This is a genomic window from Alsobacter sp. R-9 (assembly GCF_054612375.1).
On the sequence record NZ_JBTSWJ010000020.1, the window covers coordinates 33,520 to 52,962 of the forward strand.

Here is a 19,443-nt window from a genome sequence, read left to right on the forward strand (position 1 = left end):
GCGTCGACCTCGCCGGGGCCGCCCTCGTGCCGGTAATGCCGGGCAACGTCTTAGCGGCACCTAAACCGCCGCGAACGCCTGGGCGAGGTCGGCGATCAGGTCGTCGACGTTCTCGATGCCGACGGAAATGCGGATCAAGGCATCAGTGAGTCCGATCTCTTCGCGCAGTTCCCGCGCGACGCCCGAATGTGTCATTGCCGCCGGATGTGAGACCAGCGTCTCCGTGCCGCCGAGACTGACGGCGAGCTTCATGATCTGCAGGTGGTCCAGGAGCGCGAAGGCTTCCTTCTCGCCGCCCTTCACGTCGAACGCGAAGGTCGAGCCGGGAGCCGTGCATTGCCGGTCGAAGACCACCTTGCGCGGGTCGGCCATAGACAGGTGGCCCAGGTAGTGAAGGCGCGCCACCATAGGATGCGATGCGAGATAGTCCGCGACCGCCCGGGCGTTCTCGTTGGCGCGGCTCATGCGGATGTCGAGCGTCTCGAGCGACCGCATGAGCATCCAGCATGAGTTGGGATCGAGTTGTGTGCCGAGCGAGGAGCGCCACCCTTTCACCTGCCGGACGAGGGCGTCCGAGCCGGAGATGGAGCCTCCGACGAGATCGCTGTGACCACCCACGTACTTCGTCAGGGACAAAAGGCTGAGATCCGCACCGTGCTTCAGCGGCTGCTGGAATTTGGGACCAAGAAGCGTGTTGTCCACGACCACCGGAGGACGGTGCCCCTGCGCCTGACCGATCTCGTCTGCGATGGTCCTGCAGGCGGCAAGGTCGACGAGGCCGTTGGTGGGGTTGGCCGGCGTCTCGACGAGGATCATCGCCACGCGCCCCTTGGAAGCCGCCGCATTGGCGACCGTGCGCATCTGGGCGATGTCGATGCCGTCGGTGAAGCCGAACGCGGTTACGCCGAGGGCAGCCATCTGGTTCTTCAGGAGCGTCTCGGTGCCGCCATAGAGCGGGCGTGAGTGCACGACCGTGTCGCCCGGACGCAGGAATGCGAAGCAGGTGGTGGCGATCGCCGCCATGCCGCTGGCGAAAACCGCACAGCGCTCGGCCTCATCCCAGATGGCGAGGCGGTCCTCGAGGATCTCCAGGTTTGGGTGGTTGAAGCGCGAATACACCAACCCTGACTTCTCGCCCTCGCGGGGCCGGCGGCGACCCGAAGTGAGATCGAAGAAGTCCTTCCCCTGCTGGGCGCTCTCGAAGACGAACGTGGACGTCAGGAAGACCGGAGGCTTCAGCGAGCCCTCCGACATGGCGGGTGAGTAGCCGTACCCCATCATTAGGGTCTCGGGATGCAGCCTGCGATTGGCAATCCGGTCCTTGTAGTAGCTGTCCCGGGTCATGGTGTTCCTCCGGTTGCGTGGGCGTGCGGGCGTCAGGTGGCGAGACCGATGGAGCGTTCCTTGCGATCGACACGTAGCCTCGGCGCGGTGATCTCTGAATCACTCGGTTTGCCACAGGAACCGCTAGTTGATCTCTGAATGCGGCAGACACGATGGCCGGCTGTCCCTCGGGGACCCCGGCCCTCGCGAAGGCCTAGCAGAGGTCCGGCTTTACGCCGCCTTGCCGTTGCGGCTTTTCTTGACCGGAGTAGGTGCGTTCAGCCCTTTGCGGCGCTGCTGGCCAAGACCCATGCTCTTAGCGAGTTCCGACCGCGTGGCTGCGTAGTTCGGCGCCACCATCGGGTATTCGGCCGGCAAGCCCCATTTGGCGCGATACGCCTCCGGCGACATGTCGTACTTCGTCCGCAAGTGGCGCTTCAGCGACTTGAACTTCTGGCCGTCCTCCAAGCAGACAATAAAGTCAGGCTGCACCGACTTCTTGATCGACACGGCCGGCGCCTGCGTCTCGACGGGCTTCTCTAGTGCCCCCGTCGACGAGGCCACCAGAGCCTTGTGGACCTCCGCTATGAGAGCCGGGAGTTCCGCCAGCGCAACGGCGTTGTTGCTCACATAGGCCGCGACAAGGTCTGAGGCGAGGGTGACTAAGTCAGTATGCGTGTCAGTCTCGGGCATCATGATTCTCCTCGTAATCAAGTGCTCTCTCACAATGAATTGCTTCAATGGCGAGAGGATTAGAGCCATTGTTCCTAATCAGACTGCATCGTATCAGGCCGCCTGGAAGTAGGCACCTGGACTGGTTCATCTCGACGACGCGGGACCCCATCCTCCGTCGGAAGCCTAGGAAAGCGGCCGCGTGCGGCCGCTCTCTTTAGCTCGATGAGCCAACACTGTCGAACAGATCTGAAATACTCATCGCCGAATTTCTTCGGCCCAGATCTGCAGATAGTCTTCAGTAAGACAGTAAGTACGCACCGCGCCGAACGTGCTAAGATGCTGTTGCTGCGTTGGGTTGGTTGGCGGTGCGGAAAAAACTATTCTTCAGCTCCTTCTGCGTTTCATAGATTGACCCCGTGAATTTTGGCGGCGGGAGCGGCAAGCGTACGGGCACGTTCTCCATACGCGGAACGACTGGATCGATCGCGCCATACACAACGCTTCTGCGCCACGCAGACCAATCTTTGGGCTGAGCGCTACCTACGAGCGGCCAAGCGTCAGCAGCTGCGTATTGATAAAGCAAAAGTCTGCGGGGTTTGCTTGATGTGTTAACTGCCGATCCATGGATTGTTAGAACATGATGTATCGATATGCTTCCCGCTTTTCCTGTGCATGGAATTGCTTTACTAAAATCAATTTCACTAACCGTAGGATCAATGGCTCCACAGAACGCTCCGTCACTATGATGGTCGTAAACTGGTCCTTTGTGACTGCCGGGAATGCAGAGGAGCGGCCCGTTCTCCAATTCACAGTCGTCCATCATCACGCCTACCGCACATAAGTCGCTATTGGTGTGCGGGTAAAAGGCCCAATCTTGATGCCACTCGACTGCGGCACCACCCCCAGGGGCCTTCATGTTCAACTTGGAAGTATCAAATCGGATCGCTGGACCGATCAGCTGACTTAGTATTGAAAGAATATTCTCATGTCGCATGATCGTGTCGAAAATTTTATGCTGAAGGTGCGGTGTCTTGATCCGCCTCACACGTGGCGTCAACTCTGAATGGTCCGGTTCCAAGTCATAGACGTCATTATGCTCCGACACCGAACGAGATCGTTCCAAGAGCTGATCTGTAACTTGCCGCAATTCCGCAAGTTCTGAGGGAGGCAGTACGTTTTCAACAACAAGAAACCCGTCTCGCTCGTATGCCGCCACTTGTGCTTCGCTGAGTTTCATCGCCGTCTCCTCTCCTATCATGCTGGCAGAATATCTAAGTCAGATCGGCTGGCCCAACGGCCCCGACACCGAGGCGAAGGACTGGAACTGGACGCCCATTGCCGTGCGAGCCGCTGCTGGCAGCGCGAGGGCTCGCCACGCTTCAGCGGGCACCGATCCTTTCTTCGTCGATCGTTCGTACACTGCGTCGTCTTCAAGACATGAAGCTGCTGGCGTGTGAGGACCTGCCAGGCGAAGCAGAGGCATGTGGAAACCTTTAGTCCACGATCACGTCCGCTTGCGCTGACAGAAGTGGTGGGAGATCGATCTCCATCTGGGTGGCGATCAGGCGATTGATCGCCATCTCGTAGCGCGATGGTTCCTCCGCCGGGATCGATGAAGGGGCATCGCCGCGCAGGAGGCGGTTGATCCGGACGGCCAACTGCGTGGGAAGTTCGGATCGGTCGGGGCCGTAGGAGATGAGGGCGTTCGTCCGCACGGCGTCGGAATACCAGAACATCGTCGGGATCTTACGTTGCAGGGCGAACTGCGTGACGGCGCGCCGGACCCTGATGGTGATCGGGTCCGGCACGACGATGATGGCCTGAGGATAGGGTTCGGCCAAGGCCGCCGCAGCCGCATCAAGCGAGCCGAACAAACCGGCCGGCCAATTGGCGACCTCGATGGCGGAGGAGGAGCTGTACGACTTTATAGCGCCCAGCAGATGCAAGGCCGCTGGTACCGTTGGTTCGAACACAACAGCGACCCGCTTCAAACTGGGGATCAGTGTCTGCAGGACCTGCAGCCACTTGGCGCCAAGCGAGGGAGGATAAGCGATCAAACCCGTCGTCTGCCCTCCCGGCTTGGCGAGCGACTGGATGACACCAGCGCGAACGGGATCGAAGCCGTTGTAGAAAAGGATAGGCTGGGAATCTGACCGGGCACGGACGGCAACCGCTGCTCCCTCGCCGTTGACCACGATCAAGGCGGGTCGGGCGCCTACCAATTCAGTGGCCGCAGCGTCGACTTCCGACAACTTCAATGGAACGCTTCGATTGAGCACCAAGGAAGTGCCTCTTCGCCAGCCGAAGCGCCCTAAGGCTGTCATCGTGTCCGGGATGAGGTCCTCTTCGCCCGAACCGAAGTAGGTGAGCCATCCCAAGACCTTTGTTTCTTCAGCATATGCAGAGGAATGGGTGCAACCTCCGACTGCCAAAGCAGCAAGGAAAACCCGTCGGTCCACGTGCGCGATCCTCACACGGAGTGCCTCATCAAGTGTAAGTTCCTTGCTCTGCCGCCGGCAAGAAGCACGGGCAGAGCCTGTCAGGCCGTCAACCGGCGCGACCTCTCGTGAAGGCCTCCCTGAAGAAGGCCCAGCCTCGCCATGGCTGATCCGCACCAGGTGGTGCATCAACTGCGCCTGGTGCTAGCGTTCCCCTGCTACCGCGTACGCGGCGATTAGATGCGGGACCGGAGGGAAAGCTGTGCCCAGATGGCGGCATGGAGCGTTGCAGCCAAGACACCCTAATCCGGATCTACGAGTACCTTGGCCTATACGTCATGGCCGGATTTCCTGAACGTCCACCCACTGTCAGTGTTTTGGTGACCGGCTCAGGCCTCGCGTTCGAGCACGTAGCGTCCGTAAACGGAGTATCGTGCCAAGTGAGAGGGGCTTGCTGGCTGCCAACTGAACCGGGCGGTTGCGCTGCTACCCTTCCACGAGTCGTCGTGCTGCCTTGCCCGCCGCTAGGGCATAGTCGGTCTCTCCGTGGATGACGATCAGCGCAGTGGCTCCCTCCAAGAGGACCACGATCTCGCGCGCCCGATCGGTTGGGGCAGCGACGTTTTCGCGCGCGAGGCGGCCCGCGAGCCACGCCTCTAGCGATGCCTTGTGGCGCTGCGCGACGCTGCGGGCCGGATGGCCCTTGAGGTCGGCCAGTTCCATGGCGACGCGGGTAAATCCCGCCCCCGCCCACCTCGGCCTTGTGGCCCATTGGGCCAACGCGGCGAAGATCTGCTCGACGATGTCGCCCGGGGTTCCGGCGAGGCGATCCCCCCAGCGCGTGAACCGATCCAGCGCCAGGATGTGCTGGTGTTCAAGCGCCGCGGCCAGCAGGTCGTCCTTGCTCGGGAAGTGGTTGTACAGCGTCCGCTTGGTCACGCCGGCTCCCGCGGCGATCTCGTCGACACCCACGCGGTTGATGCCCTGCCGATAGAAGAGCTCGTAGCTGCGGTCGAGGATGGTCCGGCGTGTCTGGTTCCTGTCCCTCGGCATGCTTCCCCCGAAGTAGACCCGCTAGTGAATTTACACGGTCGGGCTCCGCAAGGAAGTTGGTGGAACTCAAGCCGGGAGGAAGCCATGAGCGCCAGCGTCGCCGATAGACCCGTCCTTGCCGTCGGGGCCGCCATCGCCGAGTTGACGCAGCTGTTCGGCGACAGGATCGCGACGTCGCAGGCGCTGCGCGACCAGCACGCCCACACCACCACATGGGTCGCCAACCAGCCGCCGGACGCCGTGGTTTTTCCCGCCTCTACGGAGCACGTTCAAGCCATTGTCAGGATCTGCGCCCGACACGACGTCCCAGTCATCCCATTTGGGGCCGGCACGTCGTTCGAAGGCCACGTCAATGCACCCTTTGGCGGCATCTGCATCGACACGCGGGAGATGAATGCGATCCTCACCGTCAATCCGGAGGACTTCGATTGCGTCGTGGGGCCTGGGATCACCAGGAAGGCCCTGAACGCTCGCCTTCGCGACATGGGCCTGATGTTCCCGGTCGACCCGGGCGCCGACGCATCGCTGGGGGGCATGGCGTCAACGCGGGCGTCCGGCACCACCGCCGTCCGCTACGGCACGATGCGCGACAACGTATTGTCCCTCGTCGTCGTCCTCCCCGATGGCAAACTGTTGCGGACTGCGAGCCGCGCCCGGAAGTCCTCTGCGGGTTACGACCTCACGCGGCTGTTCGTCGGCGCGGAAGGCACACTTGGCATCATCACTGAGCTGACCCTGCGGTTGCACGCGATCCCCGAGGCGATCGCGGCCGCAACCTGCCGCTTCCAGACAGTTCGCGACTGCTGCGACGCGGCCATCGCGGGGATCCAGTCGGGCGTCTCCTTCGCGCGGGTGGAACTCCTCGACGCGATGCAGGTGAAAGTCTGCAACGCCCATTCGCGGTTGGACTGGGTCGAGGAACCGACGCTGTTCGTCGAGTTCCACGGCATGCCGGCGTCGGTGGCGGAGCAGGCCGACCGCTTCCGCGCCGTGGCGCTGGAGGCGGGGGCCCAGGCGTTCGAGTGGTCGGCCGATGCCGAGGCTCGATCCCGCCTCTGGCATGCACGCCACGACGTCTTCTGGGCCCTGAAGTCCTACCGACCGGGAGCGCAGGTCATCGTTACCGACGCCTGCGTGCCGATTTCCCGGCTGGCGGAGTGCGTCGAGGAGACCCAGCGGGACATCGCGATGAGCAGACTCATCGCGCCGATCGTCGGGCACGTAGGCGACGGCAACTTCCATGCCTCGATCCTCGTCATGATGGACGACGCCGACGAGATCGACAGGGCGAAGGCGTTCGTCGACCGTCTGGCCCTGCGTGCCATCGGCATGGGCGGGACCAGTACCGGCGAGCACGGCATTGGCCAGGGCAAGCGCCAGTTCCTGGCGGAAGAGCACGGAGACAACGGCGTGTCCGTGATGACCGCTCTGAAGCGCGCGCTGGATCCGTCCGGGATGATGAACCCGGGCAAGATCTTCTTCTAGGGCCCAACGTGAGCCTGTCCCCGACGCAAAAAGATTCAGCGCAAAAAAAGTGCGGCAGGCGCATCGAACAGACGCACCTGCCGCCTGTTGAACATCAGTCGTCCGGCAGCCTGCGGGGGCGGCGTTTCCCCGCCAGATCGCGAACTCAAGATCAGATCGCGAGAGGCCGATGTCCCTCCGTTCCTTCTCGCTCCAGTCCTGCAGTCGGGCATAGGCTTCCCGGCGAGCCTGCCAGGCGAGAAGCCGCCGCATGATTGCGTGAATGATCCGGCGGACTCGACGGGCAGGGCTGGACCCGATCAGCGGGCGCGAGCGCGGCACGTGCATCGGAAGGGTCGTCATCGTGCTCTCCATGCTGGCGGCCTCCGATGAAGCCGCCGCCGCGTTTCAGACCGCCCGCTCGATCATCACAGGCACCGGGCGGCACACGGTGTTGCAGACCGGCGAGTGCTTGCGGGCCATGGCGAGGACGGCTTCCAGCTTTTCGTCCGGGCAGTCCGCGGTGACGTGCATCCGGATGCGGATCTGCTCGTATCCCGCGGGGACATCGTCCTTCAGTGCGAGGAGACCCTGAAGGTCGATATCACCCTCCAGTTCGGTCGAGAGCGAGGTGATAGTGATACCCTGCGCCATGGCGTGGATGACGAACGTGGTCGTCACGCAACCGGCGAGGGCGTGGAGCAGGAACTCCACCGGGTTGGCGCCCTCGTTGGCGCCGAGAAGGATCGGCGGCTCCCCGTTCGTGAAAACGAAGTCGGTCGTCCGGCTGTCGTCCTCCCGCCCCGCTCCGTAGAAATCACGGATCGTGGAGCGGTTCTCCCCGCCGTTGATCCATGTGTTCTTCGCCCGGAACTGGAACTGGGCAAGAGACGGATTGGCCTTCAGGGTGGCAATCGTGTCCATTGCCTTCCCGACGTCGAGGCCGTTGATCAAGATGGTCGGCTGTTCCTGGTTGGTTGCGTTCTGCACGGTCGTCTCCATTTGCTGGTGTGAGGTCCACGACTTCAGTTCATCTCCGCAGAGCTGCGGATGATGGCTCGACACTAGCGATGCTGCGGACACAGAATGAGGATCTGTTTCGTCAGAAAGGATCCATTTCTGCCAGAAAAGGAGTGCCGCGATGGACCGTGTGGAGCCGCTGGAGGCACTACTCGTTGCCGTGCCGGAGACGGCAGGCTCGGCCCTCTACGGCATGCTGGATGTGCTGGCTGCCACGGGGTCGATCTGGAACGAACTCGTGGGGTCGCCCGAGCGGCGGCAGCTCATCAGGCCCCGGGTGGTTTCGATCGATGCGACGCCATTCCGGTGCGGCAACGGCATCCCCGTGAGCCCCGACGTCAGCATCGCCGAGGATCCTCCGGCGGACATCGTTATCCTGCCGGAACTCTGGCTGGCTCCCGACGACGACATGAGTGGCCGGTACGAGGACCTGAGGGAATGGATCACGCGCCGGTTCCGCGCAGGGAGCATCATCTACTCCGCCTGCTCGGGATCGGTGATGCTGGCGACCACCGGGCTGATTGATGGCCGGGAGGCGACATCGCACTGGGGTTACCAGGACCTCTTCCGGCGCAGCTTCCCCAAGGTGTCGTTCCGCCCCGAGTCGAACCTCGTCTTCTCCGATCCGGCCGGCCGCATTGTCACTGCGGGCGGGACCACGTCATGGCACGATCTCGCCATCCACATCATCGCCAGGCACTGCTCTCCGGGCGAGGCGCTGCGGATTGCCAAGGTATACCTGCTCAAGTGGCACGCCGAGGGGCAACTGCCTTACACGAGCCTCGTGCGGAGCCAACCCCATGCTGATTCAGCCGTTCGGAAGGCCGAGGAATGGCTGTCGGTAAACCTGCGGGAGGAGAACCCTGTTGGGGGCGTGGTCAAGGCTATAGGCGTTCCCGAACGGTCTCTGAAGCGTCGGTTCAAGGCGGCCACCGGCACGACCTTGATGGCTTATGTCCAAAACCTCAGGATCGAGGAGGCCAAACGGCTTCTTGAGCAGGGCGAGATGCCGCTGGACGATATCGCAGCAGCCGTGGGTTATGAGAACGCCGCGTTCTTCCGCCGCCTTTTCCGTCGATCCACCGGGCTGCTGCCCGGACAGTACCGGCGTATGTTCAGCCCGATTAGTACGGCCGCCGAGACCCGGCCGAACCTGAAGAGATGACGGATAGAACAGCGCGATGGGGTGAGTTAATTGCCGGGTCCGGCGGACCGGCAGAGACGTCGAGAACGGGGCGAGACGGCTCACCCCGTGCTCACGGCTGCGGTCCGGCATAGCCCTCGACGATGGCCAGATCCATGATGGATCGACCCTGCCGCAGCGCCATGGCGCGCGCATATTCCGGCGACCGGTAGCAGGCGAGTGCGGTGGCGTGGTCGGGAAACTCGATCACGACAGCCCGCGAGCGTGGTTGGCCTTCCGGCGCCTCCGCGGGGCCGCCGCGCACGATAAATCGGCCACCGTACTTCCGGAACGCCTCAGCGTTCGCAGCGATGTACTCCTTGTAGCCCTCCGGATCGGTGACGTCGGCGAAGGCGACCCAGTAACCCTTGGCCATGGCATCTCTCCGTTGCGCAGGTTCGGACCCGCTCACCTCATGGGGCAGAATAGCATAGGCGGACCCTGGCTGGTGCGCCTCGCGGCCACTACAACGAAGATGCTCTCTCAAACCAACGATGCTCATGCTCGCGAAGCCGCTCATCACTGCGCACATGAGCATCGTCGGCAGGAGAGGTCCCGATGAGGCGCGACACCAGCGAACTGAGCATCCGTTGTGCCCCAATGCGGCGCCCGCATCCAAGCGAGGACGCCCTGTCACCGGCTGGCGACGCAAGGCAAGGCGAGATGCCGCCGGCACGGTGGAGCGGGCAGCACCGGGGCTCAGCGCGCCGTATCGGGACGGGCGGTTCACCTCGGAGGTATTTGGGGGCTCAAAGCCGCGTGCTTGTGGAGCGACATCAGGCGCTCCGGGTGCGAAACCGCGTCGAGGCCGTGCTCGCATCGCGACGCCAGTTGGCGAGCTAGCCTCCGGCCGTCGCCGGAACAGCCGCTCCGGAGGTTGTGATCGCTGCTAGGCCCGCCGCGTCTTGCCCGCCTACGGGAGCGCATCACTTAGCGGGTTGCGTCGATGCATCCGGCGCGGACGGAGGGTGGCGTCACATGATATCGCACCGCACGCTGTGCATCGCCTGCGCCTTGGGCGCGATCCTGTCCGCTGGCGCCGCCGGGGCGCAGCCCGGGGCCGTTGCCTACTCCGCAACCCTCGCCGGCCTGCCGATCGGTTCGGGCACGCTGACGGTCGACGAGGCCGACGGGACGGTGCACTACCGCATCGAGGGCAAGGTAGGCGGCATGCTCGGCGGGTCCTTTTCGGCCACGGCCAGCGCCGTGCGGTCGGGCGCCGCCCGCGCGACCCTCCGGACGTTGTGGGCGGGCCTCTTCGACAAGGGCGAGTCGAACGCCTCGCTCGCCGGCCCGGCCTCCTCGCCGCGCTATGAGGCGTTGGCGACCTCGGGCCGCGGCCGCTGGGACCATGTCGTGCGGTTTGACCGAGGCAACGCGGCGGTCGAGCGCACCGTCGTCACTGAGGAGCCGGACGCCCGGCGCAGCCCCGTCACCGAGGGCCATCGCAGGGACGTGCTGAGCCCGCTTCACCTTATCGCGCAGGTCATGGCCGCCGACAGCCTGCAGGATGTCGACAGGCTGTGCGTCGGCCGGGCGCCCGTCTTCACCGGTCTCACGCGCTTCGATATCCAGGGGCTCGGGCGGGTGCCGTCGCGAACGATCGAGGGCGCGCAGCGCTGCCGCCTGCGCTACATCCCCGTCGCCGGCCAGCGGATCGACGCCGGCGCACGCCCGGCAGAGGCGCGTGAGTTCGAGGTTGACATCGTCACCCGCGACCGCCGCTTCCTGCCGGTGCGGATCGCGTTCCCGTCCCGGCTCGGCGCCGTCGTCATCACCGCCACGGCCTTCCCCGACGGCACGGCAACGCGCGCGTCGGCGGACTGACGCAGGACCCAGAGCAGACGCGCGAAGAACACGACGGCCGCGAGGACGACACGTGCGGCCGCGGCTGTGGCCTTCAGGCCAGTATGTGTGTGCCCTTGGATCAACCGCCGTTCGAACTGGGCGTTGGTCCCAAACATGTGGAACACAAGCTCGCCGCCAGCGGTCGTCGTGTGAATTGTGTCGCCAGCCGATCGAGCGCAGACATCGCCCTGATCAGCGCCTTCGAGCGCCATCGGCAGGAGGCGCCTGATGACCCACAAAAAATGACCCCCGCAGTCCCTGATGCGCCCCCCGCGGGGCCCGTACGCGGGCTGGGACGCGATGCCTTGTCAGCGGCCGGTGAGCCAAGGCGGGGCCCGGTGCCGCCTGCATGGCGGGGCGGCCGGCAACGGGGCACCAGGGGGCGAGCGAAACGGCGCCTACCGACACGGGCGGTTCACGGCGGAGGCGGTCGAGCAACGCAGCGTCCTGCAGGCGTTGCTGCAGGCACTACGGCCTTCGAAGGGTCTTGGCTGAGTGAATGTGGCGGAACTCTCCTCAAGCACCAGCAAACTGAGGCGCTACGACAGCCGGCTCCAACAGACCGTTGCCATCCCCGACGCGATCGAGTCGCCTGCGTTGCTGCGGCGAGCCCGCCGGGGCTTGCGCCCCGGCCAGGCCCGCTTCGACATCCGCATCGGCGTGGAATCCATGCTCGCCCGCCGCGCCATCGAGAAGGCCGGGCCGGACGACGTCGCGACGCTCGCCGCCATCCACGCGCGCTTCGTCGACGAGATCCACGCCCGCTCCGCCGCTGCGAGCGAGACGAACTTCCTGTTCCATGCCACGCTCTACGCGCTGGCGGGCAACCCCAAGGCAGAGCAGTTGCTGGAGGGCCGCACCCAGGTCGTGCGGACGAGCGGTGTCGGGCTTGGCGGCTACAGGCCCGGCACGGAGGACATCGTCATCGCTGAGCACGAGGCGATTTTACAGGCCTTCCGCGCCGGCGACGCGGAGGCATGCGGCCGAGCCGTGTTCGACCACGTCACCGCCGCGCGCGACCGCCTGATGGCGACGCTGGTCCTCGCCAAGACTGGACAGCTTGTCCTCGGCGATCAGGGCTGAGCGTCGGGGGCCTTCGAAGCGTGTCCATAGCTCGCGGCGAAAGCGTGGTTCGCCGACGTTCTCAGCTCGATGTTGTCATCGACGAAGGGGGGACTGCACCCGGATTGGCAGACAATTCCCGGCCTCAGGCCGCGGCGCTTTCAAACGCCTCGGGGCTGACGCCGCCCAGATGGCTGTGGCGGCGGGTTCGATTGTAGAACGACTCTATGTAGTCGAGGATGTCGGCCGGGGCGAGGTCGCCCGCAGCTAGCGGTAGGTCTCGGTGAGCACGGAGGCGGCGATCGGACCCAGCAGGAGCGTGGAAGAGCACGAACCGCCATGCACCGTGACCTGCTTCCCGTTTCCAGGATCGTCGAAAGATGGAAAGTTCGAATTTTTCAGCACATGCCACTCGCGAACCAGTATCGCGGTCCCGCTGTGGCAGCCCCGGTAGAACGTTCTAGACGGCGCATGGCGAACACGTGAAGTTAAAATGGAACTGGAACGCATTCGCCCGCTTGTCCCAATTAAAGCCGAGGAAGATCTGCAATGCGTGTCAGGGTCGGCAGTAGGTACCAACACCTCGTGCGACCGAATGGCTGCGCGTGCTGTAGTCCTGCACTCGGGGTTGTCACCCGGTTAGTCGACACGGACCTGAGCAGGCGAGGCTTCCTGGCGGGGATCGCCAGCGCAGCGGGAGCCCTCGCGCTCGGAGGTGGAGGCGAAGCAACGGCTGCTACGCCTGGGCTTCAGGGTATCCTCTTTGAGGATGTGCGCATTTTTGACGGGAGCGACACCCTGACCCCACCGTCCAGCGTGCTGGTGCTGGGCAACAAGATCCGCGCTGTCGCGGCAGGCCCGGTATCGGTTCCAACCGACGCGACTGTCATCCGGATCGCGGGGCGTAGGCGCACACTGATGCCGGGCCTTATCGACGCTCACGCCCACCTGATGTTCGAGGGCCTTTCGCAGGTCGCCATCCTCACGTCCGACATCGGCTACATCAACGTGGCCGCGGTCAGATCCGCACGGGAAGACCTGATGCAGGGCTTCACCAGCGTGCGAGACCTGGGAGGCCCCGTGCTCGGCCTCAAGCGCGGAATCGATCAGGGACTCGTTGAGGGCCCGCGCATCTGGCCATCCGGCGCGTTCATCTCCCAGTCGGGAGGACATGGGGACTTCCGGCTTCCAAACGACCTGCCGGCGCGCCCCGGCGACTATACGATCAGTGAACGCGTCGGCGGGGCCGCGATCGCCGATTCACCGGACCTCGTGCGCCAGCGCGCCCGCGAGCAGCTGGCCCTGGGCGCTTCACAGATCAAGATGATGGCGGGCGGCGGCGTCGCCTCCTTCTTCGATCCGATCGACGTGACGCAATACACGGTTCCCGAACTGAGGGCCGGCGTCGAGGCGGCTGAGAACTGGGGGACCTATGTTACGGTCCACGCCTACACGCCACGAGCGGTCCGGCAGGCGGTACTAGCCGGCGTGCTGTGCATCGAGCACGGTCAACTCCTGGACGAGCCGACTGTCGCTCTCCTGGCCGAGAAGGAGCTGTGGTGGAGCCTGCAACCCTTCATCGACGGCGGCACGTCGGCGTACCCGGAGGGGTCGGCAAACCGCTTGAAGCAACTCGAAATGTTCGACGGGACCGACGCCGCCTACGCGCTCGCGAAGAAGCACGGGGTCAAGACGGCGTGGGGCACCGACGTCCTCTTCGATGCAGGGAAGGCCAGCCGGCGAGGAGCGGAACTGGTGAAGATGAAACGCTGGTACAAGTCCGCGGAAATCCTGCGGATGGCGACGGCCGATAATGCGAGGCTCCTCGCCTTGTCGGGGCCCCGCAACCCGTATGCGGGAGACCTCGGCGTCATCCGCGAAGGGGCGCTGGCGGATCTTCTCCTCGTGGACGGCAACCCGCTCGACGACCTTGCTCTCTTGGAGCGGCCGCAGTCGAGCCTGGCGGTGATCGTAAAGGACGGCCGCTTGGTCAAGAACATCTCCGCCTAAAGCGGTAAGCACGACAACGTCGTCAGCTTGACCTCGACTAATGGCCCGCGAGAAAGGTGAGCGCTGGGTCACTCTGCTCCTAAGCCTGCCTCTTTCGCCGATCTGCGACGGGCAAGCAACGGAATAGGCGTCTATCTCATCTCCGCCTTCAGGGCACGAAGGCGAAGAAGAGGAACGCCGCAAACACGACGAGGTGCACGATCCCCTGCAGCACCGTCGTGCGCCCGGTGCCTAGCGTGATCACGCTGAGAAGCAACGTCAGGCCAAGCAGCACCGTCTCCTTTGGCCCGAGCCCGAGCGATAGGGGTTTGCCGAGCAGCAGTGAGACAAGCGCGACCGCCGGGATCGTCAGGCCGATGCTAGCCAGTGCCGAGCCCAACGCGAGGTTCATACTCGTCTGAAGCCTGTTGGCGCGGGCGGCGCGCAGCGCCGAAAGCCCCTCTGGCATGAGGACGAGCGCTGCGATGGCGATGCCGACGACTGCCTTCGGCGCCTCCACAAAGGCGACAGCTCCCTCGATGGTCGGCGTGAGTACCTTGGCGAGGCCGACCACGCAGATCAGGGAGAGGACGAGAAGGCCGAGACTAACAAAGGCAATGGTCCACGCCGGCGGTGGAGCATGGTCCTCCGACTCGACGTTGTCGGGAAGGAAGTAGTCGCGGTGGCGCACGGTCTGCACGAAGACGAAGCTGACGTAGAGGACCAGTGACGCCACGCCGGCAAAACCGATCTGCGCGTTCGAAAAGATCGGCCCCGGCAGACTTGTCACGTAGTTCGGCAGCACCAGCGTCAACACCGTCAGCGCAGCGAGGACGGCCATCGCCGCGAGCGCGCCCTGCAATTGGAAACCCTGTTCGAAGTGGCGCACGCCGCCGCTGAGCAGGCACAAGCCGACGAGGCCGTTGCAGATGATCATCACGGCCGCGAACACCGTATCGCGCGCTAGCTCGGCCTTGTCCTCACCGCCGGCCACCATCACCGACACGATGAGGGCGACCTCGATCACCGTCACAGCAAGGGCCAGCACCAGCGTGCCGAAGGGCTCGCCCACGCGATGTGCCACCACCTCCGCATGATGGACGGCGGCGAATACGCCACCGATGAGCGCCAGCGCCGCCAGCGCCATCAACAGGCCAGACGCCGCGGCGACCATGGACACGGCGAAGACGGCGGTTGCACCGGCAGGGACGACCCATGCCCAGGTTGGCATGGCTTGGTTCGATACTGTCACGCGGTTCACCTTCGTCGTAGTTCGTCGGCTGGTATATGTCAGACGTGGACCCCGGCTGATGGATTGTCAGCCATGAAGTTGCGCCGGTTTGATGGGCGGTTTTCGGCTTTCGGGATTAGTTGGTAAGTTTGCTCCTTTCGAACTCGATGGCGAGAGGTAGCCGATGGCTGAATGCCTTCGGCTTGGATTGTAGAAGCCCTCGATGAAGTGGAAGACGGCCATCCGGGCTTTCCGCGTGCGAGCGAAAGCGGTGCCGGTCAAGCAACTCGCATTCCAGCGTGGCGAAGAAGCTCTCACACATCGCATTGTCGTAGGCGTCGCCCACCGAACGCGTTGAAGGCCTGACGCCGGCGTCCCGACAACGGCTGCCGAAGGCGACGGAGGTGTATGGCGAGCCCTGATCGCTGTGGTGGATCACGTCCGAGGGCTTGCGGGTCGTCACCGCCATGTCGAGGGCGTCGAGCACAAGACGCGTTCGCAGGTCGGTGCTCATCGCGCAAGCTGCTGCCGGTTCTGCGATGACGAGTTGTTGCGACTGCGCGTTCCTCACGCAAAATCCGTCACGCGTGACGGTTGATGCCACACTCGGGCGAGTGGACAGCCCAGCCACCATTTGCACTATTGGGATGATTGGCCATCGACACGCCGTAGTGTCAGCGTGGAAGCACTCGATCGAAAGCGACACGCGTGACGGTTCTGCTCGACGGGCATCCGCGTCGTACTGCTATTGCTACCGTCGCCTCAGATCTTGCGAGTGAGAAACCAGATCCTTGCGGCCTGCAGCGGCCCGATGTACGATTGCTCTGCTGGCATTGCATATGCCTTCTGACCTGCGCCCGAAGTCTTCGTGCTACGAAGTTCTTCCCTGCCGACGGCCCGCCGGAAGATGTGGTCATGCGTGTGACGTTTTCCCTAGTGGTTGCCGTACCGAATCCCGGAAGTCCCGGCGCGGGCGGACCGCAGTAGACCGCGTTGCGGGGCGGTCTGTAGCAGGTCGATCTGCACGGGGCCTCAACACGCGAAGAAGCTGCGTCTACTTGGCTGCCTTTGGCCCATCGCCTTCCAGCATACTGCCACGAGACCGGGCCAGCCAATCCCCTGTGAAGCGCTTCCTGTCAGGAGTACAGCAATGAGCACTCTCCAGATCGGCTTCGCCATCTTCCCCAATCTGACACAACTGGACTTCACCGGCCCCTTGCAGGTGTTGAACCGGGTGCCGGGCGCCACGACGCATATCGCGGCCAAAACGATGGATCCGGTGCCCACCGACTGCGGATTCGCTCTCGTACCGACGACCACCTTCGCGTCCTGCCCCCCGCTAGACGTGCTCTGTGTGCCGGGCGGTGGAGTGGGTGTCGCAGAGGCTATCGAGGACGAAGAAACCATCGCGTTCATCCGACGCCGGGCCGAGGGGGCGCGCCACGTCACGTCAGTGTGCACAGGGGCCTTCATCCTCGGTGCGGCGGGCCTTCTGCGCGGCCGGCGCGCCACCACCCACTGGGCTTATGTGGACCTTCTCCCGCTAGTAGGGGCCAGCCACGAGCCTGCCCGGGTTGTACGCGACGGCAAAGTCACAACCGCGGCCGGGGTCGCCTCGGGGATCGACTTCGCTCTCCACCTCGCGGCGGACCTTGCCGGCGCTGAGACGGCGCAGACCATCCAGCTTGCGATCGAGTATGATCCCGCGCCACCCTTCGCCACTGGCCATCCGGATCGCGCGCCTCCCGCCGTGGTGGACCGCAGCCGGGCTCGCAACATGATGTCCCGGGAAGCACTTCAGCAACGGCTCGGTGGCTGAGGCAGTGCCACCTTCGACGCTCTTTGGAACGACGGAGTTTCGCGCGACAGGTCCTTGGTTCCGCGCTCAACCTGACAGTATGGTCGGTCGCTGAACTGAGGGAGTGGCTTGCATCCTGACGTCCCTCCGTCGCCCTAAACGCGAGGGGTAGAGTTGCCATCTGGCTTCCGAACGCTGGCTAGTTCGCAGTGGCTGTTGTTGCACTCGGTCATGGGGAGCGACAGGTGCACTTTGGGCGTTTCACAGCAGTTAGGTTGGTCTGCATCGGCGTAGACGTAAGCGACCCGGCGCCCGCTTCCGTCCACAGCGACGCCAACAACCAGTAGCTTAGCCACGCGCTAGCAACGTAACGTGGAAACCGCGACGTCAATCGGGCAGTCCGGCCATCCTGTATCCATCCACGAAGTGCTGCTTGTCACTCTCGCGACGGAAGGGATGACGCTGAGCCCATTGCTTCACGCGGAACGCGGGATGTGTTCGCATGAACTCCTGCGCAAAGGCTCGCGCCTCATCCAGTCGACCAAGCCTCGCTAGTGTTGCTGCCAACATCCGTTTGGGCCCTTCGCGCTGCTGGGCAGCCTCGCGTAGGGTCGCTTCCGCTTCCTCGTAGCGGCGCGCGCTGTACTGATTGAAGCCTTGATGCCAGTGATACAGCGCGGGTGGAAAAGGGTTGAGCGCCAACGCAGCCTTGACGCACTCGATCGCCTGAAGCGCCTCCCCATTGAGGGCCAAGACGTCCGCCATGAAGACCCAAGCATCGGCATGGCTCGGATTCAGTTCTAGGGCCCGATGAAGATGGCGCAGTGCACCATCCAGATCACCGGAATAGGCACACGAAATTCCGACGCTCCAGCAAGCATCGGGTTCATTGGCGTCCAAAACCAACGCCTGCCTCGCGTGCAGATTGGCTTTCTCTCGATCTGTTGCCTCGCTGTCGTAGTCGAACAACCACGAGAAATGGTGACTGTGCGACAGCCACGCGTGAGCCCTGGCGAATAGCGGGTCGTGCTGCAACGACTGCTCCAGAAGTTGACGACCTGCGATGTTCCCGCTGGACCATTGCGAGACGAGCGCGCGACCTCTGAGGAACAGGTCGCTGGCGTACGGGTCCGAAGAGCGCGACCGTGACGGCAGTTGTGGCCGCACCACACTCGTGAGTCCCTCCACGAGATCCGCAGCGATCCGGTCCTGGAGCACGAACAGGTTCGACATCGCTCCGTCGAAGCGCGCCCCCCACACGTGACGGTCATCGCGAGCGTCGATGACGTGGACGTTCACGCGAAGTTGGTTGTCGTTTCGTTGGACGCTGCCCTGAATGACATATCGAACGCCGAGTTCCAGGGCGACCTGGGGAGTCGGGATCAAGGATGCGTCGTAGCGGAACGATGATCCGCGGGTCGTGACCCGCAGATCCGGCAGGCGCGAAAGGTCAGTGATCAAGTCATCCGCGAGGGCGTGCGAGAACCGGACCTGCTCTGGATCACCTGTGTCACTTCGAAAGGGGAGAACAGCGCAACGAAACGTTTCATCCGGCGCGGGTGAAGGCGCAGGCGTCAAGGCAGTGGCGGGCAGCGTCAGCCGATATCCGACCCGGTTGACCGTAGCGATCCACTCCTCTCCATTGGGCTGACGGCCAAGGGCCTTTCTGAGGGCAGCGATCTGGACTGTGAGGTTGCTCTCCTCAACGGCTAGGTCTCCCCAGCCAGCCTGAACAAGTTCGTCCTTGGTAAGAACCTGGCCTGGTGCAGAGGCGAGAGCGCTGAGCACGCGGAATGCCCGCTGACCCAAAGGCACCACAACTCCCTCGCGGAAAAGCGACCGGCCGGCAGCGTCGAAAACAAAGGGGCCGAATGGAGTTAGCCGCCCGTTCATCGCCGTCCCTGTGTACGCCTTCGGAAATGAGTTCCCTGCTTTTTCGGATCCTCTTCACGACCGGAACGCGGCCGATCGCCATGCTTGCAATCGTCGATAAAGGGAGGGAGATACCCAATGAACATCATCAATCAGGCTGCCCCTCGTGTCCACCCGATGGCCTTCCTGACGACCTTGGCAATTCTCACCGGCACTACGGTACTGGCAGCTACGCATGAGCCCCATCAGCAAGCCGCTCTGATTGGAGCCGTTTCAACGAGCGCATCGACTGGTGACATGCCCTCGCAACGGATCATCGACATCCAGGATCCCGGGGACGGAACGCTCGGGACGATCCTTTTTGGCGACAGCACAAGCGCGAAACCCACCTCGTCACGACGCGGCCCGCGCTAGGGTCTGTACTCAATAAGGTCTAGCGGCGCGGTGGCGATGCTGATTCAAGGCTTCTGGAAAGGAGCCTTGTCAT

At 63.9% G+C, this 19,443-nt stretch carries 16 protein-coding genes and 4 pseudogenes; 7 read left to right on the top strand and 13 right to left on the bottom strand.

Going from position 1 to position 19,443, the window contains the following annotated elements:
• Window positions 1–60 precede the first annotated feature (60 nt).
• The 5 genes from ACX9GQ_RS23235 to ACX9GQ_RS23255 form a co-directional block, all read right to left on the bottom strand.
• Window positions 61–1,344: a cystathionine gamma-synthase family protein gene (locus ACX9GQ_RS23235; RefSeq protein ID WP_459631993.1), complete on the bottom strand. Its 1,284-nt coding sequence runs from the start codon at window positions 1,342–1,344 to the stop codon at window positions 61–63.
• Between the two features lie 210 nt (window positions 1,345–1,554).
• On the bottom strand, window positions 1,555–2,016 hold the full coding sequence (locus ACX9GQ_RS23240; RefSeq protein WP_459631994.1) for a Ros/MucR family transcriptional regulator: 462 nt from the start codon (window positions 2,014–2,016) through the stop codon (window positions 1,555–1,557).
• Between the two features lie 313 nt (window positions 2,017–2,329).
• Entirely contained in the window at window positions 2,330–3,235 is a 906-nt protein-coding gene (locus ACX9GQ_RS23245) for a phytanoyl-CoA dioxygenase family protein (protein WP_459631995.1), read from the bottom strand.
• Window positions 3,236–3,491: 256 nt separating this feature from the next.
• Window positions 3,492–4,457: an ABC transporter substrate-binding protein gene (locus ACX9GQ_RS23250; RefSeq protein WP_459631996.1), complete on the bottom strand. Its 966-nt coding sequence runs from the start codon at window positions 4,455–4,457 to the stop codon at window positions 3,492–3,494.
• 465 nt (window positions 4,458–4,922) lie between these two features.
• Window positions 4,923–5,489, bottom strand: coding sequence for a TetR/AcrR family transcriptional regulator (locus ACX9GQ_RS23255; protein ID WP_459631997.1), 567 nt, complete (start codon window positions 5,487–5,489; stop codon window positions 4,923–4,925).
• An 84-nt stretch (window positions 5,490–5,573) separates the two neighbouring features.
• On the opposite strand from ACX9GQ_RS23255, the gene ACX9GQ_RS23260 reads away from it, so the two are divergent.
• Window positions 5,574–6,974 carry an FAD-binding oxidoreductase gene (locus ACX9GQ_RS23260; protein ID WP_459631998.1) on the top strand — a complete coding sequence of 467 codons (1,401 nt, stop codon included), beginning with the start codon at window positions 5,574–5,576 and terminating at the stop codon, window positions 6,972–6,974.
• A 156-nt stretch (window positions 6,975–7,130) separates the two neighbouring features.
• Here the strand turns inward: ACX9GQ_RS23260 and ACX9GQ_RS23265 are convergent.
• Window positions 7,131–7,328 (bottom strand): annotated as a pseudogene (locus ACX9GQ_RS23265) (DUF1127 domain-containing protein); the annotation flags it as partial.
• Window positions 7,329–7,361: 33 nt separating this feature from the next.
• Entirely contained in the window at window positions 7,362–7,943 is a 582-nt protein-coding gene (locus tag ACX9GQ_RS23270) for an OsmC family protein (protein ID WP_459631999.1), read from the bottom strand.
• A 151-nt stretch (window positions 7,944–8,094) separates the two neighbouring features.
• Here ACX9GQ_RS23270 and ACX9GQ_RS23275 point away from each other — a divergent pair, with 151 nt between their 5' ends.
• Complete coding sequence (locus tag ACX9GQ_RS23275) at window positions 8,095–9,138, top strand: GlxA family transcriptional regulator (RefSeq protein WP_459632000.1); 1,044 nt, start codon at window positions 8,095–8,097, stop codon at window positions 9,136–9,138.
• A gap of 91 nt (window positions 9,139–9,229) precedes the next feature.
• On the opposite strand, the gene ACX9GQ_RS23280 is transcribed toward ACX9GQ_RS23275, so the two are convergent.
• The gene (locus tag ACX9GQ_RS23280; protein ID WP_459632001.1) at window positions 9,230–9,532 is read right to left on the bottom strand and encodes a DUF1330 domain-containing protein; all 303 of its coding nucleotides are present in this window, start codon (window positions 9,530–9,532) and stop codon (window positions 9,230–9,232) included.
• Window positions 9,533–10,134: 602 nt separating this feature from the next.
• Here ACX9GQ_RS23280 and ACX9GQ_RS23285 point away from each other — a divergent pair.
• Entirely contained in the window at window positions 10,135–10,983 is an 849-nt protein-coding gene (locus ACX9GQ_RS23285) for a DUF3108 domain-containing protein (RefSeq protein ID WP_459632002.1), read from the top strand.
• Between the two features lie 65 nt (window positions 10,984–11,048).
• On the opposite strand, the pseudogene ACX9GQ_RS23290 reads toward ACX9GQ_RS23285, so the two are convergent.
• Window positions 11,049–11,216, bottom strand: a pseudogene (locus ACX9GQ_RS23290) (recombinase family protein); the annotation flags it as partial.
• 409 nt (window positions 11,217–11,625) lie between these two features.
• Between ACX9GQ_RS23290 and ACX9GQ_RS23295 the strand changes: the two are divergent.
• Entirely contained in the window at window positions 11,626–12,087 is a 462-nt protein-coding gene (locus ACX9GQ_RS23295; protein WP_459632003.1) for a GntR family transcriptional regulator, read from the top strand.
• A 124-nt stretch (window positions 12,088–12,211) separates the two neighbouring features.
• Here ACX9GQ_RS23295 and ACX9GQ_RS23300 read toward each other — a convergent pair.
• Window positions 12,212–12,325 (bottom strand): annotated as a pseudogene (locus tag ACX9GQ_RS23300) (IS3 family transposase); the annotation flags it as partial.
• A 557-nt stretch (window positions 12,326–12,882) separates the two neighbouring features.
• Between ACX9GQ_RS23300 and ACX9GQ_RS23305 the strand changes: the two are divergent.
• The gene (locus ACX9GQ_RS23305) at window positions 12,883–14,076 is read left to right on the top strand and encodes a metal-dependent hydrolase family protein (protein WP_459632004.1); all 1,194 of its coding nucleotides are present in this window, start codon (window positions 12,883–12,885) and stop codon (window positions 14,074–14,076) included.
• Window positions 14,077–14,224: 148 nt separating this feature from the next.
• Here ACX9GQ_RS23305 and ACX9GQ_RS23310 read toward each other — a convergent pair whose 3' ends face one another.
• Both ACX9GQ_RS23310 and ACX9GQ_RS23315 read right to left on the bottom strand, forming a co-directional pair.
• The gene (locus ACX9GQ_RS23310) at window positions 14,225–15,307 is read right to left on the bottom strand and encodes a calcium:cation antiporter (RefSeq protein WP_459632005.1); all 1,083 of its coding nucleotides are present in this window, start codon (window positions 15,305–15,307) and stop codon (window positions 14,225–14,227) included.
• Window positions 15,308–15,373: 66 nt separating this feature from the next.
• Window positions 15,374–15,803: pseudogene (locus tag ACX9GQ_RS23315) on the bottom strand (integrase core domain-containing protein); the annotation flags it as partial.
• Window positions 15,804–16,436: 633 nt separating this feature from the next.
• Between ACX9GQ_RS23315 and ACX9GQ_RS23320 the strand changes: the two are divergent.
• Window positions 16,437–17,105 (top strand): DJ-1/PfpI family protein, encoded by a 669-nt coding sequence (locus tag ACX9GQ_RS23320; RefSeq protein WP_459632006.1) that lies wholly within the window; start codon window positions 16,437–16,439, stop codon window positions 17,103–17,105.
• 366 nt (window positions 17,106–17,471) lie between these two features.
• Here ACX9GQ_RS23320 and ACX9GQ_RS23325 read toward each other — a convergent pair whose 3' ends face one another.
• Window positions 17,472–18,977, bottom strand: a complete 1,506-nt coding sequence (locus ACX9GQ_RS23325; protein WP_459632007.1) for a winged helix-turn-helix domain-containing protein — start codon at window positions 18,975–18,977, stop codon at window positions 17,472–17,474.
• Window positions 18,978–19,094: 117 nt separating this feature from the next.
• Between ACX9GQ_RS23325 and ACX9GQ_RS23330 the strand changes: the two genes are divergently transcribed.
• Window positions 19,095–19,370 (top strand): hypothetical protein, encoded by a 276-nt coding sequence (locus tag ACX9GQ_RS23330; RefSeq protein ID WP_459632008.1) that lies wholly within the window; start codon window positions 19,095–19,097, stop codon window positions 19,368–19,370.
• Window positions 19,371–19,443: the final 73 nt, after the last annotated feature.

Bases quoted from the DNA above. Each gene is read 5' to 3' on its own strand.
- ACX9GQ_RS23235 (WP_459631993.1), bottom strand. From the start codon at position 1,344: ATGACCCGGGACAGCTACTACAAGGACCGGATTGCCAATCGCAGGCTG.
- ACX9GQ_RS23255 (WP_459631997.1), bottom strand. From the start codon at position 5,489: ATGCCGAGGGACAGGAACCAGACACGCCGGACCATCCTCGACCGCAGC.
- ACX9GQ_RS23280 (WP_459632001.1), bottom strand. From the start codon at position 9,532: ATGGCCAAGGGTTACTGGGTCGCCTTCGCCGACGTCACCGATCCGGAG.
- ACX9GQ_RS23320 (WP_459632006.1), top strand. From the start codon at position 16,437: ATGAGCACTCTCCAGATCGGCTTCGCCATCTTCCCCAATCTGACACAA.
- ACX9GQ_RS23240 (WP_459631994.1), bottom strand. From the start codon at position 2,016: ATGCCCGAGACTGACACGCATACTGACTTAGTCACCCTCGCCTCAGAC.
- ACX9GQ_RS23325 (WP_459632007.1), bottom strand. From the start codon at position 18,977: ATGAACGGGCGGCTAACTCCATTCGGCCCCTTTGTTTTCGACGCTGCC.
- ACX9GQ_RS23260 (WP_459631998.1), top strand. From the start codon at position 5,574: ATGAGCGCCAGCGTCGCCGATAGACCCGTCCTTGCCGTCGGGGCCGCC.
- ACX9GQ_RS23245 (WP_459631995.1), bottom strand. From the start codon at position 3,235: ATGAAACTCAGCGAAGCACAAGTGGCGGCATACGAGCGAGACGGGTTT.
- ACX9GQ_RS23330 (WP_459632008.1), top strand. From the start codon at position 19,095: ATGAACATCATCAATCAGGCTGCCCCTCGTGTCCACCCGATGGCCTTC.
- ACX9GQ_RS23285 (WP_459632002.1), top strand. From the start codon at position 10,135: ATGATATCGCACCGCACGCTGTGCATCGCCTGCGCCTTGGGCGCGATC.
- ACX9GQ_RS23275 (WP_459632000.1), top strand. From the start codon at position 8,095: ATGGACCGTGTGGAGCCGCTGGAGGCACTACTCGTTGCCGTGCCGGAG.